At 45.4% G+C, this 15244-nt stretch carries 12 protein-coding genes; 5 read left to right on the forward strand and 7 right to left on the reverse strand.

What is annotated here, in order from left to right; all coding sequences use genetic code 11:
* Positions 1 to 102 precede the first annotated feature (102 nt).
* Positions 103 to 1236 carry a carboxynorspermidine decarboxylase gene (nspC, locus tag ACF8EG_RS17450; protein WP_005483192.1) on the forward strand — a complete coding sequence of 378 codons (1134 nt, stop codon included), beginning with the start codon at positions 103 to 105 and terminating at the stop codon, positions 1234 to 1236.
* A 77-nt stretch (positions 1237 to 1313) separates the two neighbouring features.
* Here the strand turns inward: nspC and ACF8EG_RS17455 are convergent, their stop codons facing one another.
* On the reverse strand, positions 1314 to 1826 hold the full coding sequence (locus ACF8EG_RS17455) for a glycine cleavage system protein R (protein ID WP_005483182.1): 513 nt from the start codon (positions 1824 to 1826) through the stop codon (positions 1314 to 1316).
* Positions 1827 to 2049: 223 nt separating this feature from the next.
* A complete protein-coding gene (locus ACF8EG_RS17460; RefSeq protein WP_021448933.1) occupies positions 2050 to 2952 on the reverse strand; it encodes a DUF3943 domain-containing protein in 903 nt (300 codons plus the stop codon).
* Between the two features lie 197 nt (positions 2953 to 3149).
* On the opposite strand from ACF8EG_RS17460, the gene ACF8EG_RS17465 reads away from it, so the two are divergent.
* On the forward strand, positions 3150 to 4382 hold the full coding sequence (locus ACF8EG_RS17465; RefSeq protein ID WP_069506519.1) for a CinA family nicotinamide mononucleotide deamidase-related protein: 1233 nt from the start codon (positions 3150 to 3152) through the stop codon (positions 4380 to 4382).
* Positions 4383 to 4454: 72 nt separating this feature from the next.
* Here ACF8EG_RS17465 and yfaE read toward each other — a convergent pair whose 3' ends face one another.
* The 4 genes from yfaE to ubiG form a co-directional block, all read right to left on the reverse strand.
* Positions 4455 to 4733 carry a class I ribonucleotide reductase maintenance protein YfaE gene (yfaE, locus tag ACF8EG_RS17470; RefSeq protein ID WP_005457859.1) on the reverse strand — a complete coding sequence of 93 codons (279 nt, stop codon included), beginning with the start codon at positions 4731 to 4733 and terminating at the stop codon, positions 4455 to 4457.
* A complete protein-coding gene (gene nrdB / locus ACF8EG_RS17475) occupies positions 4733 to 5866 on the reverse strand; it encodes a class Ia ribonucleoside-diphosphate reductase subunit beta (RefSeq protein ID WP_023623868.1) in 1134 nt (377 codons plus the stop codon). Before nrdB ends, yfaE begins: the two co-directional genes overlap by 1 nt.
* Before the next feature lie 81 nt (positions 5867 to 5947).
* Positions 5948 to 8230: a class 1a ribonucleoside-diphosphate reductase subunit alpha gene (gene nrdA, locus ACF8EG_RS17480; protein ID WP_005457837.1), complete on the reverse strand. Its 2283-nt coding sequence runs from the start codon at positions 8228 to 8230 to the stop codon at positions 5948 to 5950.
* A gap of 501 nt (positions 8231 to 8731) precedes the next feature.
* Positions 8732 to 9439, reverse strand: a complete 708-nt coding sequence (gene ubiG, locus ACF8EG_RS17485) for a bifunctional 2-polyprenyl-6-hydroxyphenol methylase/3-demethylubiquinol 3-O-methyltransferase UbiG (protein ID WP_005483291.1) — start codon at positions 9437 to 9439, stop codon at positions 8732 to 8734.
* Between the two features lie 309 nt (positions 9440 to 9748).
* Between ubiG and gyrA the strand changes: the two genes are divergently transcribed.
* The 3 genes from gyrA (at position 9749) to ACF8EG_RS17500 (ending at position 13696) form a co-directional block, all read left to right on the forward strand.
* The gene (gene gyrA, locus ACF8EG_RS17490; protein WP_025631569.1) at positions 9749 to 12385 is read left to right on the forward strand and encodes a DNA topoisomerase (ATP-hydrolyzing) subunit A; all 2637 of its coding nucleotides are present in this window, start codon (positions 9749 to 9751) and stop codon (positions 12383 to 12385) included.
* A gap of 121 nt (positions 12386 to 12506) precedes the next feature.
* A complete protein-coding gene (locus ACF8EG_RS17495; protein WP_069506688.1) occupies positions 12507 to 13130 on the forward strand; it encodes a hypothetical protein in 624 nt (207 codons plus the stop codon).
* Positions 13131 to 13162: 32 nt separating this feature from the next.
* Positions 13163 to 13696 (forward strand): hypothetical protein, encoded by a 534-nt coding sequence (locus ACF8EG_RS17500; RefSeq protein WP_069506632.1) that lies wholly within the window; start codon positions 13163 to 13165, stop codon positions 13694 to 13696.
* A gap of 116 nt (positions 13697 to 13812) precedes the next feature.
* Here the strand turns inward: ACF8EG_RS17500 and nrfA are convergent, their stop codons facing one another.
* Entirely contained in the window at positions 13813 to 15159 is a 1347-nt protein-coding gene (nrfA, locus tag ACF8EG_RS17505; protein WP_392411578.1) for an ammonia-forming nitrite reductase cytochrome c552 subunit, read from the reverse strand.
* Between the last annotated feature and the right edge of the window lie 85 nt (positions 15160 to 15244).

Below are 15244 nucleotides of genomic sequence, written 5' to 3' on the forward strand. Positions count from 1 at the left end.
CAGGCTAATCTTGAATTAACTAAATCTAAGCCGATGCAATTGCGTCGGCTTTGTTCGATTTTATAGTGGCTTCGTTCAGGCGAAAGTACTCAAGGTATTAACATGCAACACAATGAACTAAAAACTCCGTACTTCATGATTAATGAAGACAAGCTGATTGCGAACCTAGAGAAAGCGAAACAGCTCAAAGAAATCTCAGGTGTAAAGCTTGTGCTAGCACTGAAGTGTTTCTCTACTTGGGGTGTGTTTGACATCATCAAGCCGTACTTAGACGGCACAACCAGCTCCGGCCCATTCGAAGTAAAACTTGGATACGAAACGTTTGGTGGCGAAACGCACGCCTACAGTGTGGGTTACAGCGAAGATGACGTACGTGAAGTCGCAGACATCTGTGACAAAATGATTTTCAACTCGCAATCTCAACTTGCAGCTTACCGCCACATCGTTGAAGGCAAAGCGTCGATTGGTCTGCGTTTGAACCCAGGCGTAAGCTACGCGGGTCAAGACCTCGCAAACCCTGCGCGCAAATTCTCTCGCTTAGGTGTACAAGCCGATCACATCAAACCTGAAGTATTTGAAGGTATTGATGGCGTGATGTTCCATATGAATTGCGAGAACAAAGATGTGGACGCGTTTATCGGCCTATTAGATGCGATTTCAGAGCAGTTTGGCGAATACCTAAACAAGCTGGATTGGGTGAGCATGGGCGGCGGTGTATTCTTCACGTGGCCGGGTTACGATATTGAGAAGCTAGGTCTAGCGCTAAAAGCATTCTCTGAGAAGCACGGCGTGCAAATGTACCTAGAGCCGGGTGAAGCCATCATCACTAAGACGACAGACTTAGTGGTTACTGTGGTCGATATCGTTGAGAACGTGAAGAAGACAGCAATTGTTGACTCTGCAACTGAAGCACACCGTCTTGATACGCTGATTTACAATGAACCAGCTTCCATTCTAGAGGCATCTGACAACGGCGAGCACGAGTACGTGATTGGCTCGTGTTCATGTCTTGCCGGTGATCAGTTCTGTGTGGCGAATTTTGATCAGCCACTAGAGATCGGTCAACGTCTGCACATTCTAGACAGTGCGGGTTACACGATGGTGAAACTAAACTGGTTCAATGGTCTACGTATGCCTTCGGTTTACTGTGAGCGTTCAAGCGGCGAGATTCAAAAACTGAATGAGTTTGACTACTCAGACTTCAAACGCTCACTGTCACAGTGGTCTGTGAAGTAACGTTTTTCTCATGCTTACAATGACAAAGAGCAGCTATTTATAGCTGCTCTTTTTCTATGGATAAAAGACTAAATCGACTAGCTTTCAATAATCACTCTGGTGTCTTCGCTGAGCGCTTCTAACTCGTTCGCCACATCTTCGATTTCCAATTCGCTTGGCAGCTTGATAGCCATTTTTGCGCTGAACAAGCTAGAACTCACACCGCCACCCCCAGCAATAAATACGCGTTGGCAATCCATATCTAAAATAGAGATACCTTGTGCGTCCAGAACGTGAGTGATTTCATTGACGATACCTGCACGGTCATTGGAATCGAGACGAAGTTGGAAAATGGTATCTTCTTTGTGTGAGTGAGGCTCTGAATCCACAAATTTAACTACTAGAGTCTGGCAGGCTGAAAACGCTTCTTTCACCGTGTCCGCGTTTTCTTCAGGTAACTCAACTTTTATCACCCCAGCGACTTGGTCTTCAATAAAGTTCACTTTACTGATTAACCATTTGCCTCCGTTTTCATGAGTAACAGCAGCCAGTTGTTTGATAGTCGCCGGTGATGCTTGACCGACAAAGTTAACGATAAACACAGTGTTCATGATGTCCCTCCTGGAATAAGGTTTGGACGCAGTGCGGTGGAACGCATCGCTTAAGTTATTGGAATAAGTCCTTTTCTTCAGTGTAGGTCCTAGGAAGGGGTTATGTTTGATAGAAGTCAATTTTTCACACTAATTCGCGAAGCAAATAATCAAAACAGTGCACTAGATACAAAAAGAGCAGCCGTTTGGCTGCTCTTCATTAATGTCGTTCAATATGGTTGGCTTAGAACGTTACTTTCAGCTCTACGCCGTAAAACTGACTGTCGTAGCTTGCACCTGCGTCCATGGCAAACTTCGCAACATCTTGATTGCCGAACCAAGGTGATGAGTTGAATTTCAATTCAGCGCTGCCGCCCCATGCGTCAGTCACCCAGTGGTGGATATGACCAACAGGGTTTAGGAAGAAGAGAGAAACGTCGCCTGCAGTTTCTGAACCTAACACTTCGCCGCCATTTGCTACGATGTCTTGCTCTGCTGTTAGCATCATTTCACCCACGACGGCACCAAAGAATGGCGTGATAAAGATGTCCTGCCAAGAAGGGACTTCTGCAAACGCTTCAACACCGTATTCCCAGAAGAAAGTAGACATGGTGGCAGAGTACAAGAATGATTCAAATTCGTTGTAACCTGCATGTCTTGCCGCTGTGTAGTAAACACCACCAAAGTATGGGTGCATGATGTAGTTTAGGAAGTGTTCGTCACGGTCCCATACCGGGCCATCAGAAACGTTATCTTTCCATTTGCTACCCAGCTTGCTCATGTCGCGGTCTTCTTCATCCCACTTAGTAATGCTTTCAGGAAGAAACGTCATCAAACCAACAGTAGCCACACTCAGGCCAAGAATGGTGTACGTCTGGCCCATTAGGTAATCCCAGTCCTTATCTTGAGGAACGATAAGGTGTCTAGGCTGAAGGCCTGCGTCAAGATTTAAAGAATCATCGTTATTCTGTTCAAAAGCAAGACTGCGATTTTGAGATTCGAAGGTGTACAGATTGGTTGTTTCGCAGTAACCTGACATACAATCAGGCGTGTAAGAAAACTCTGAGTGGCGGCTCATATCGTACTGGCTCGCGTTAGCAACGGCCGACGTCGTCAGTAAGAGTCCTGCGAGAGTCTTCTTGAACATGGATGATTTTGACACAAAGGTCTCCGAGTTAATGGTTTGATGATCGGGCTCACAATTATCCCTTAAAAGAAAACCCATTTAAATACTTGACCTTAATTTAATCCCAACAAATTGACTAAGCGATTAGTCTGATAAAAAGAAAACGATATAAGTGCTCCGTATAGAAATAGAATTGTGCTTATGTTCAGGAGTCAGTTGTGAAAATTGCAATGCTAAGTACTGGTGAGGAAGTGCTTCACGGAGATATTGTTGATACTAACGCGGCGTGGCTGTCGAGTTTGTTTTATCAGCATGGGTTTGGTTTAACCAAACGATCCACTGTGGGAGACAAGCAGTCGAGCTTAATCGAAGAGTTTTTAATGCTGAGCTTCAACAATGACGTAGTCATTGTTAACGGTGGATTGGGGCCAACGACCGACGACATGAGCGCCGCAGCGGCAGCGAAAGCGGCTGAGTGCAAACTGGTATTGTTTAAAGAATGGCTAGAGCAACTGGAGAGCATGTATGCTCTGCGTGGTATTCCTATGCCTGATAGCAATTTAAAACAAGCCATGCTACCTGAAGTCGCAGAAATTTTAGACAATCCTATTGGCACGGCATGTGGCTTTAAAATGCTGATCAATGACGCGATTTTTTATTTTACTCCTGGTGTACCAAGCGAATTCAAATTGATGGCAGAAACACAAATTTTGCCTGATCTTCGAAGAGTATTTCCTGATGTAAAAGGTTCATGCTGTAGTCGAATCTACACTTTTGGTCTTTCTGAATCTGGGATCTCGGATAAGTTGGATCAGCTAAAACTGCCACAAGGCTATGAGCTTGGGTATCGCTCTTATCTGCCTTTTATTGAAGTGAAGCTGTTTGGCCCGGCAGATCAGCTTGAACAACGTTTGAAGCTGATGCAGTTGATCAACAAGCACCTCGAAAGCAATACGGTTAGCATCGACCTTCCGATGGTTGAGCATGTAGGACAACTGCTGGCGGATAAAGATCTCACACTTTCTGTGTCTGAAAAAAGCAGTGCTGGATATTTAACCTACTGGTTAAACAGTGATGAAAATGCAGAAAAGCAATTGGGTCACGGTTGGGTGCTGGCAGGGCGTAACCAAACTGTAAACCATGAGGGCGATCCATTGGCTGCAACATTTGCGTTAGCGGGAGCGACTCGCGAAAAGTGCGCTACCGATTTAGCATTAGTGACCGGACAGGTTGAAGGTGGGGTATTTTCTGTCGCCTTGTCTACACCATCAGGTGAATGGGGCGCGTCTTATAAGTTAGCGAAAAAGTATCAGCGTGACGACCAAGTGAAAGTGATCAGCACCGCAGCGCTGGATTTATTACGCCGTTACTTAGAGCGAAAACCTATGTTTGCCCACTATGCGTTTTTAGAGAAAGTGAAAGAGATGCATATTCCTAACAGCGCACTTTAGGCTATTCACCATCTACAGATAACAAAAAGCCAAGGCGATCGCCTTGGCTTTTTCGTGTTTCTTCGTCTGGAACTATGCGCGCTTTTCTTTCATCGCGTAGTTCACACCAGTCAGCGAAACGCTTGATTTGGCTTTACAGATACAAGGGAGAATCTCATCACCTTGCGTGTAAGCCATGGCAAAACCAACATACTCCACTTCACCAGATTCCAACTTACAACGACAAGCACCGCAGTGACCGTCGCGACAGTTGTATTCTGGAAGTAACCCCGCCTGTTCCATGGTCTCCAAAATGGTATTGGATGGGTTGGATTCAATGCTAACAAGTTTGTTGATTTTGATGGTTGGCATTACAGCTCAAACCCTTCAAAGTCGTCTGCGCGAACTTCGTTGTCAATCTGACCGACTAGGTAAGACGAAATTTCCGCTTCTTGAGGCGCTACTTGAACGTTATCTGAAGACAACCAAGCGTTAATCCATGGGATTGGGTTGGTTGTTGCTTCTGGGTACGCTGCTGGTAGGCCTACCGCTTGCATACGTATGTTGGTGATGTACTCAACGTATTGGCTCAGGATGTCTTTGTTCAATCCGATCATTGAACCGTCTTTGAACAAGTACTCTGCCCACTCCTTCTCTTGCTCTGCCGCTTCTTTGAATAGGTCAAAACAGTCTTGTTTTGCTTCTTCTGCGATTTGCATGAATGAGAAGTCATCTTGACCGTTACGTAGCAGGTTGATCATGTGCTGCGTGCCGTTCAAGTGAAGTGCTTCATCACGAGCGATCAGCTTGATGATTTTCGCGTTACCTTCCATTAGCTCACGCTCTGCGAAAGCGAATGAACACGCGAAACTTACGTAGAAACGGATTGCTTCTAGCGCGTTTACAGACATCAGACAGATGTACAGTTTCTTCTTAAGATCGTACAGGCTCACTTTAACCGTTTCGCCGTTCAAAACGTGCTCACCTTCACCGTAACGGTGGTAGTCATTTGTCGCTTGGATCAGGTCATCGTAGTAGTGTGCGATGTCTTTCGCACGCTTAAGGATGTGCTCGTTTTCAACGATGTCATCGAATACCACACTTGGATCATTCACGATGTTACGGATGATGTGTGTGTATGAACGAGAGTGAATCGTTTCAGAGAAAGACCAAGTTTCAATCCATGTTTCTAGCTCAGGAAGAGAAACAAGTGGAAGTAGTGCCACGTTTGGGCTACGACCTTGGATTGAGTCTAGAAGCGTTTGGTACTTCAAGTTAGAGATGAAGATGTGCTTCTCGTGGTCTGGCAGTTTGTTGTAATCGATACGATCGCTAGATACGTCAACTTCTTCTGGACGCCAGAAGAAAGACAGTTGCTTTTCGATAAGCTTTTCGAAAATTTCGAATTTTTGTTGGTCGTAACGAGCAACGTTTACTGATTGACCAAGGAACATAGGTTCTTTTAGTTGGTCATTTTTGTTCTGGTTAAAAGTACTGTAAGCCATAATGCCTCAATTCCTTTTAGACCTCCCCATAAGGGGAGGTGTTCGATATTCTGTTACTGCGGATTGTTAGGGTAGGGAAGATTAAATCTTACAACCGCCGCCTGCACAATCGTCATCTTGTGGTTGAACCGCGTCTTTCTGGTCGTCTTTCGCACCATCACGAGTGTTATGGTAGTAAAGCGTCTTAACACCAAACTTATACGCTGTAAGTAGGTCTTGAAGAAGTTTCTTCATTGGAACCTTGCCCGTCTCGTAACGCGATGGGTCGTAGTTTGTGTTTGCAGAGATCGCTTGGTCAACGAATTTCTGCATAATGCCAACAAGGTGAAGGTAACCGTCGTTAGAACCGATATTCCAAAGCAGTTCGTAGTTGTTTTTCAGTTCAGTGAACTCAGGAACAACTTGCTTCAAGATACCATCTTTTGATGCTTTTACAGATACGTAACCGCGTGGTGGCTCAATACCGTTTGTTGCGTTCGAGATCTGAGAAGAGGTCTCAGAAGGCATTAGCGCTGTCAGTGTTGAGTTACGAAGACCGTGTTCCATGATTTCTTGACGTAGGCTGTCCCAATCGTAGTGCAGCTCTTCATCACAAATTAGGTCGATATCTTTCTTGTAAGTATCGATTGGCAGTAAGCCTTTCGCGTAGTTTGTTTCGTGGAACGAAGGACACTTGCCTTGTTCTTTTGCTAGCGCTACTGATGCTTTTAGCAAGTAGTATTGCATTGCTTCAAACGTGCGGTGAGTCAGGCCATTTGCGCTGCCGTCAGAGTATTTCACTCCGTGCTTTGCTAGGTAGTAAGCGAAGTTGATAACACCAACACCTAGCGTACGACGGTTCATTGTTGACTTGTACGCCGCTGGTAGTGGGTAATCTTGGTAATCCAGTAGTGCATCTAGAGCGCGAACAACAAGATCAGAAAGCTCTTCGAAATCATCTAGAGATTTGATTGCGCCAAGGTTGAACGCGGAAAGCGTACATAGTGCAATCTCACCTGAATCATCTTCAACGTTAGTCAGTGGTTTAGTTGGAAGTGCGATTTCCAGACATAGGTTAGACTGACGAACTGGCGCAACTTCAGAGTCGAATGGGCTGTGAGTGTTACAGTGGTCTACGTTCTGAATGTAGATGCGACCTGTTGAAGCACGCTCTTGCATGAGTAGCGAGAACATTTCGATGGCTTTTACCGTTTCCTTCTTAACTGAAGGATCGTTCTCGTATTTCACGTATAGACGTTCAAATTCTTCTTGGTTCTCGAAGAATGCGTCGTATAGACCCGGTACGTCTGAAGGTGAGAATAGAGTGATGTTGCCACCCTCAACCAGACGTTGGTACATCAGTTTGTTTAGCTGTACGCCGTAATCCATGTGACGAACGCGGTTCTCTTCAACACCACGGTTGTTCTTAAGCACCATTAGTGAACGTGCTTCGCCGTGCCACATTGGGTAGAACACCGTTGCTGCACCACCACGTACACCACCTTGAGAACAACATTTTACGGCTGTTTGGAAGTACTTGTAGAACGGGATACAACCTGTGTGGAATGCTTCACCGCCACGGATCTCAGAACCTAGCGCACGAATGCGACCCGCGTTGATACCGATACCAGCACGTTGAGATACGTAACGAACAATAGAACTTGCAGTTGCGTTGATAGAATCTAGGCTGTCACCACACTCAATCAGTACGCATGAGCTGAACTGACGAGTAGGGGTACGTACACCAGACATAATTGGTGTAGGTAGAGAGATTTTAAATGTTGACGTCGCATCGTAGAAACGCTTGATGTAGTCAAGACGTGTTTCTTTCGGGTAGTTAGCGAATAGGCAAGCCGACACTAGAATGTAAAGGAACTGCGCACTTTCGTAGATCTCACCAGACACACGGTTTTGCACGAAGTACTTACCTTCAAGCTGTTTTACCGCAGCGTAAGAGAAGTTAAGGTCGCGTTTGTGGTCGATGTAAGAATCTAGTTCGTCCAGTTCAGCTTTTGAGTAGTCTTCAAGGATATGTTGGTCGTACTTACCCATATCTACAAGACGAGACACGTGATCAAACAGCGTTGGCGGCTCATATTGGCCGTACGCTTTTTTACGCAGGTGGAATACCGCTAGGCGAGCAGCTAGGTATTGGTAATCCGGGGTCTCTTCAGAGATCAGGTCTGCCGCTGACTTGATGATAGTCTCGTGGATATCTGTCGTTGTGATACCGTCGTAAAACTGGATGTGAGCGCGAAGTTCTACTTGAGAGACTGAAACGTTATTTAGACCTTCTGCAGCCCAAGTGATAACGCGATGGATTTTATCCAGATCAATACTTTCTTTACGGCCATCACGCTTAGTGACGGTAAGTTGTTGGTTCATTCTGCTTTATTTCCCTAAGAAAACTGATAAAAGCCGTATTTTTGTTTGTTTATGTGCAAAGTTTGTAAAGCTTGCGGCGGCTTTGTGATCAAAGTCTATCTATATATTGTAGCTTAAACACAACATATAGGGGTTCATTTGTTTGCGGGTTACAAGATAGTGCTATTGCACTGATTTATCAAGGTACAGATTTGGGATGACTTGTGGATAAGTAATAAAATAAAAAAAATCAGTAAGTGAACACTAACCGATGAGAAAAGGGCTGACTTGAATGGGGAAAACTAAGCTTTGAAGATCGGTTTATAAATAACCGCCCTCAAAAAAAAATTCCTTGATCTTTGCCTGTTTTTATTTGCGAAAAATGGGTTGGTTAAAATGGAATCTAGAGCACGAATTTCATACATAAAAAGACAAAAAAAGCGGCAACTTTGTGCTACCGCTTTTGATTCATTTTATGACTGAAATGTCAATCACAAGAAGGCGTTTTTAATGTAACGCCGTTCAGTATTTTTTAGTGTGGACGATGTAGTTTACATCTACATTACGACCTAGCTTATAGCTGTCATTTAGCGGGTTGTAATGAAGGCCTGTGATGCCCATTTCCGTCAAATCTGTTTGGTCGATCATCTTCATCATTTCAGCAGGTTTGATGAACTTCTCATGATCGTGCGTGCCTTCTGGTACTATCTTCAATAGTTTTTCTGCGCCTACAATCGCAAACAAGTACGACTTGATGTTGCGGTTTAACGTCGAGAAGAACACATGTCCTCCAGGCTTAACCAACGCGGCACATGAACGAATTACAGAGAGTGGGTCTGGCACGTGTTCTAGCATTTCCATGCAGGTCACAACATCGTAAGTCCCCGCATTTTCCGCAGCGTGGTCTTCGATGGTGCTTTGGATGTAGGTCAGCTTAGTCCCTGTCTCCAATGCATGTAGGCGAGCAACTTCTAGTGGCTCTTTACCCATATCTAGACCAGTCACGGTGGCGCCTTCCTTTGCCATGCTTTCTGCTAAGATGCCGCCGCCACAACCAACATCGAGAACTTTCTTGCCGAAAAGGCCATCGGCTTTTTCTAGGACATAGTTCAAGCGAAGCGGATTAATTTGATGAAGAGGTTTGAACTCGCCTTCTAAATCCCACCAACGAGAAGCCATCTCTTCGAATTTCTTAATTTCACTAGGGTCGACGTTTTGTGCTTTAGTCATGATAGTTATTTTGCTTCGCTAATAGTCCTTTGGAAGGCGAGATTATACTCTAATGGTACGATACGTTTAAACTGCTTCTTTTCTCACAATCGTTACAGGAGACTTTTTTGGCGACAGTTGGTGGAAATATAGTCAGTTTTCAGAAAGATATGGGATGAATGTGCAATTTCTCTTCATTTAACTCATAACGAAGCTCACAACCTGATAAAACGAGCGGGAAAGTGATGCCCCAGTGATGAATTGTGTGTTATATTTTTGCACCTTACACGTATCGTAATTACGATCAGAAAATAGAGGGATAATGGCTCTATGAGCGATTTAGCTAAAGAGATCACGCCCGTAAACATTGAAGATGAGCTTAGAGGTTCATACCTAGACTACGCGATGTCAGTTATCGTGGGTCGTGCTCTTCCAGATGTGCGTGATGGCCTAAAACCAGTACACCGCCGCGTTTTATTCGCGATGAACGTACTAGGCAACGATTGGAACAAACCATATAAAAAATCAGCCCGTGTTGTCGGCGACGTAATCGGTAAATATCACCCACACGGTGATAGTGCTGTGTACGACACAATCGTACGTATGGCTCAGCCGTTCTCACTTCGTTACATGCTGGTCGATGGTCAAGGTAACTTTGGCTCAATCGATGGCGACTCTGCTGCGGCAATGCGTTACACCGAAGTTCGTATGGCAAAAATTGCCCACGAACTTTTGGCTGACCTAGACAAAGAAACCGTAGACTACGTACCTAACTATGATGGTACAGAACAGATTCCAGCGGTTCTTCCAACCAAAATTCCAAACCTATTGGTGAACGGTGCTTCTGGTATCGCGGTAGGTATGGCAACCAACATCCCGCCACATAACCTTGGCGAAGTGATCGATGGCTGTCTTGCATACATCAATAATGAAGAAATCACTATTGATGAACTAATGGATTACATCCCTGGTCCAGATTTCCCAACTGCGGCGCTTATCAGCGGTCGTAAAGGCATTGTAGACGCGTACAAAACAGGTCGCGGTAAGATCTACATGCGTTCAAAAGCGGAAATCGAAACAGAGAAAAACGGTAAAGAAACCATCATCGTTACCGAAATTCCTTACCAAGTGAACAAAGCTCGTCTGATCGAGAAGATTGCTGAACTTGTTAAAGATAAGAAAGTTGAAGGCATCAGTGCGCTACGTGACGAATCTGACAAAGATGGTATGCGTATCGTTATTGAATGTAAGCGTGATGCAGTAGGCGAAGTGGTTCTTAACAACCTTTACGCCCAAACTCAGCTACAAACGACTTTCGGTATCAACATGGTTGCGCTGAACAATGGTCAGCCACAGCTATTCAACCTGAAAGATATGTTGAAGTGCTTTGTGGATCACCGTCGTGAAGTCGTGACTCGCCGTACTATCTTCGAATTGCGTAAAGCTCGTGAGCGTGCGCACATTCTTGAAGGTCTTGCACTTGCTCTAGCGAACATCGATGAAATCATCGACCTAATTCGTAAAGCGCCGACTCCTGCTGAAGCAAAAGCTGGTCTTATTGCTCGTGGTTGGGATCTAGGTAACGTAGCAGCAATGCTTGAGCGTGCTGGTACTGATGCGGCTCGCCCAGAATGGCTAGAGCCTCAATACGGTATCCGCGACGGTCAATACTTCCTGACTGAACAACAAGCGCAAGCAATTCTAGATCTGCGTCTACATAAATTGACCGGTCTAGAACACGAGAAGATTCTTGCTGAATACAAAGAGCTTCTAGAAGAAATCGCTGAGTTAATGCACATTCTTGCAAGCACTGAGCGTTTGATGGAAGTGATTCGTGAAGAACTAGAAGCAGTTCGTGACGGATTTGCTGATGCACGCCGTACTGAAATCACAGCAGCTAGCCATGACATCGACATGGAAGAGCTGATTGCTCGTGAAGACGTAGTCGTAACTCTATCTCACGAAGGCTACGTTAAGTACCAAATCCTAAGCGACTACGAAGCACAGCGCCGTGGTGGTAAAGGTAAGAGTGCAACTCGAATGAAAGATGAAGACTACATTGAACGTCTTCTAGTGGCGAATACCCACGACAACATTCTATGTTTCTCTACTCGCGGTAAGACTTACCGTCTGAAAGTTTACCAATTGCCATTGGCGAGCCGTACTGCACGTGGTAAACCGATCGTGAACATCCTTCCACTAGAAGATGGCGAGCGTATCACTGCAATTCTTCCGGTTGATGAGTTCTCAGCAGACAAGTTCATCTTCATGGCAACTGGCGACGGTACCGTTAAGAAGACTTCTCTAGACCAGTTTGCGAACGTACGTTCAAACGGTCTAATTGCGGTGAACCTACGTGATGACGATTCTCTAATCGGCGTTGATATCACAACGGGTTCAAGCGACATCATGCTGTTCTCTAAAGCAGGTAAAGTTGTTCGCTTTAGCGAGGACAAAGTACGTGCAATGGGTCGTACAGCGGCAGGTGTCCGTGGTATGAAGCTGGCTGACGACGACCAAGTGGTCTCACTAATCGTTCCGTCTAACGAAGGCGACATCCTAACGGTTACTCAAAACGGTTACGGTAAACGTACTGAATTGGCTGAATACCCAACGAAAGGTCGTGCAACTCAGGGCGTTGTGTCTATCAAGGTTTCTGAGCGTAATGGTCCAGTAGTTGGCGCAGTGCAAGTAGAAGAAGGCGACGAGATGATGATGATCACCGACGCTGGTACTCTGGTTCGTACACGTGTAGCAGAAGTTAGCCAAGTAGGCCGTAACACTCAAGGTGTAACGCTGATCCGTACAGCAGAAGACGAGTCAGTTGTTGGTCTACAACGTATCGATGAAGTTGAAGAAGTGGAATTGCCAGAAGGCGAAGAAGCAGAAACAACAGAAGCGAATGCAGAACAGCAAGCTCCTGAAGCGCCAGCAGAAGACGACGCGGAAGAAGGCACAGAAGAGTAATCTTCTCCTTCATCGCTAAATATGAAAGCCGAGCAAGATGCTCGGCTTTTTTGTATCTTCATCAACGCAATCTATCAACCAAACCAGTACACTAAGCTTATGTTTACTCACGGGTATCGCTATGTCTTTATGGTTCTTCATTGCCGTCACTTTGATGGGGCTTTTTATCGTCGTTTTGTCACTTAGCGCTTCTAAAGTTAAGCCTACGCAGTGGTTTGGCTTTTGTTTGATGGTGTTAGCACTCACTAGCGCTGGCTACTTATTGTTGAAGCAAACCCCACCGCAACCTATCCAAGCGGAGATAGCTCGAATGATGACCTCGCGAGACATCATGGATGAAATACAGCAACAGTTAAAACAAGAGCCTAATAACGATGAGCTTTGGTTTCAGTTAGGTCAAGGTTATCTGTTGGAGGGAGAATTTGATGCCGCGTTGATTTGTTTCGACTACACACTCCAACTCACCGACAACGTAACCGCGACGCAACTTGCCGCTAAGGCGACAACATTATACTACCTGCATAAACAAGCGATGACTGATGAAATCAGTTTACTATTAGAACAGGCATTGCAACTTGAACCTTATAATGAAGCCTCACTGTCGTTGATAGCGAACGATCACTTCATTTCTTTCCGCTTTCAAGAAGCCATCGATACTTGGGTGCTACTCCTAGATTCCAATGACCCTAATTTAGACAGAGTGACGATCATCGAGTCCATCAACAAAGCGAAAAAGCTGATGTAAGCATACAATGTAGAGTAAAGAGGAGAGTCGGTATGAAGAAGCTAGAAGCGGGTCTGTTGGTATTGTTGTGCGGTACAGTGCTGGTGGGATGCTCGTCTCCTTCAACTGGTTCTTCATCTGTCTATTATTCGAGTGGGTATTACGACCCTTGGTGGTATGGTCACGATGACTATTGGATTTACTATTATCCGGGTTGCTGTGACAACGGACATGACCATCGAGAAAAGCTCGAGGTATGGTGGAATGGTCTCGACGACGATCAACAACAGTCAATTAAAGACAAAGTTGAAGATTGGAAAGATGGTGATATGAACGCCAACTTCGATAACATGAAGCGACAACTGGATAACCACTGGCAGACGTTGCCGGATGAACAAAAACAAGCGATTCAAGCAAAATGGCACGAGCGTCCCCAGCGTGTAGAAACAAAAACGTTACCAAAATCAACATTGAAGACACAACCATTACCCGCGCATAACGTGCCACGTCCGATTACCAAGCCAAATATTCAGAGACCTCAGACTCGACCAAACATCCAACCGGTGCCAAGAATTCGTCGACGTTAATGGTTTACTTGCATTTTAATGATGTACTTCGACTAGAATGAACTGATGAAAACAAAGGGCGCAGAATGCGCCCTTTGTTGTTGCATCATAGGTGTCGAATCCTATTTTCGATTTGACTAATAGGTTGCTTCTCGTTCGGCCGCTGCTTTATCCCAATCTGGCACCACGGTGTCTAAGAAGTGCTTTTTATCCGCGTTCATTTTTTCCATATCCATTCCTAAAGCTTCTTGGGCTTTTGCTTTGGTCGAGATATCTGGAATTTGAACAGGTTCAGTAATGCCTTTTGTTGCCAGTAAGCGTACCAATTTAGTACGAGCATCGGCGGCGCGATCAACTGCGGTACCGAGAACTTCCAGCGCGACTTCTGGAGCGTGCATGTGAACACCGTGAGAGGCGATCGCATAATCCCAACGCCATTGCGCATGGCGAATATCTTGGAGAATCGGCTTCATTTCTTCTTCCGTTGCTCCTGCTTTCCATGCTTCTCCAGCTTCAAAATGCGCCGCGACAATTTGCTTCTCGGCGGTCAATTTCATGTTCAACACCTGCGCTTTACGTGACGAAACGATGTTACGTAGCTGCTCTTTGGTTTGAGTATGGCACTGCGCACATGTGTCTTCGAAGCGGTCGAAAGGATTGCCTACTTTATGATCGGTATAAACGGTACCATCTTCTTTTGTCACCTTCGGCATATGGCAGTCGACGCAAACCACTTTGTTTTTGCCGTGAATCCCTTCACGCCAAGTTTCGAAGCCAGGGTGCTGTGCTTTTAGCATCGGTGCTTTAGAAACGGCGTGAGTCCAATCTTTAAAGTCCAACGCATCGTAATACTTCTCCATGTCACCGACAGTCGTACCCATATCCCAAGGGAATTTCACCGCTTTCGTTGGTCCTGTAAAGTAGTATTCGACATGGCACTGAGCACACACAGACGCTTGTTTATCAAGGCGCGGCTGCTCATCAAAGTTTTTTCCAATTACATCGAATGCTCGCTCAACATAAGGTCTGGTTAGTGCGAGTTCTGGCTCGCCTTGGTTGAATTTTTCTGAGCGAGTGTCGTGACAGTCAGAACATCCGATAGGATTGACGATTTCTGAGCCTAGACGTGCCCATTTACCAGAGAAGTAGCCATCCTCGCCACGCTCTTCTATCACGCGAGCGACATCAGGACTTTTACAACTCCAACACGCCATTGGCATTGGCCCGGAGTTTTCATCTGCCGGTGCGCCTGTCCTTAGGGTTTGCCTTACATCGTCGAGCGCATAAAAGTGACCTCGAGCCTTGTTGTAATCTTTGGCAAATCCGTAGCCAGCCCAAAGAATCACCATATTTGGGTCTTCACTTAGGGCGTCTTCAATATGTTTACTTTCTGATGTTGCCTTCCAAGAATGATATTGGTCAGGATGGTTTTGTTCGAAGGCGTCATTACGAGGATCAAGTCGATCGTTGTTTTCTGCCGCCATCACAGAGCCGGCCAACAATAATTGGCTAGCGAATAAGGTCGCAACCGCGATAGGTGCGCTCATCCAGTGTTTTATGCTCACGGTG

Source organism: Vibrio sp. YQ_11 (assembly GCF_043103065.1).
Taxonomy (GTDB): domain Bacteria; phylum Pseudomonadota; class Gammaproteobacteria; order Enterobacterales; family Vibrionaceae; genus Vibrio; species Vibrio parahaemolyticus.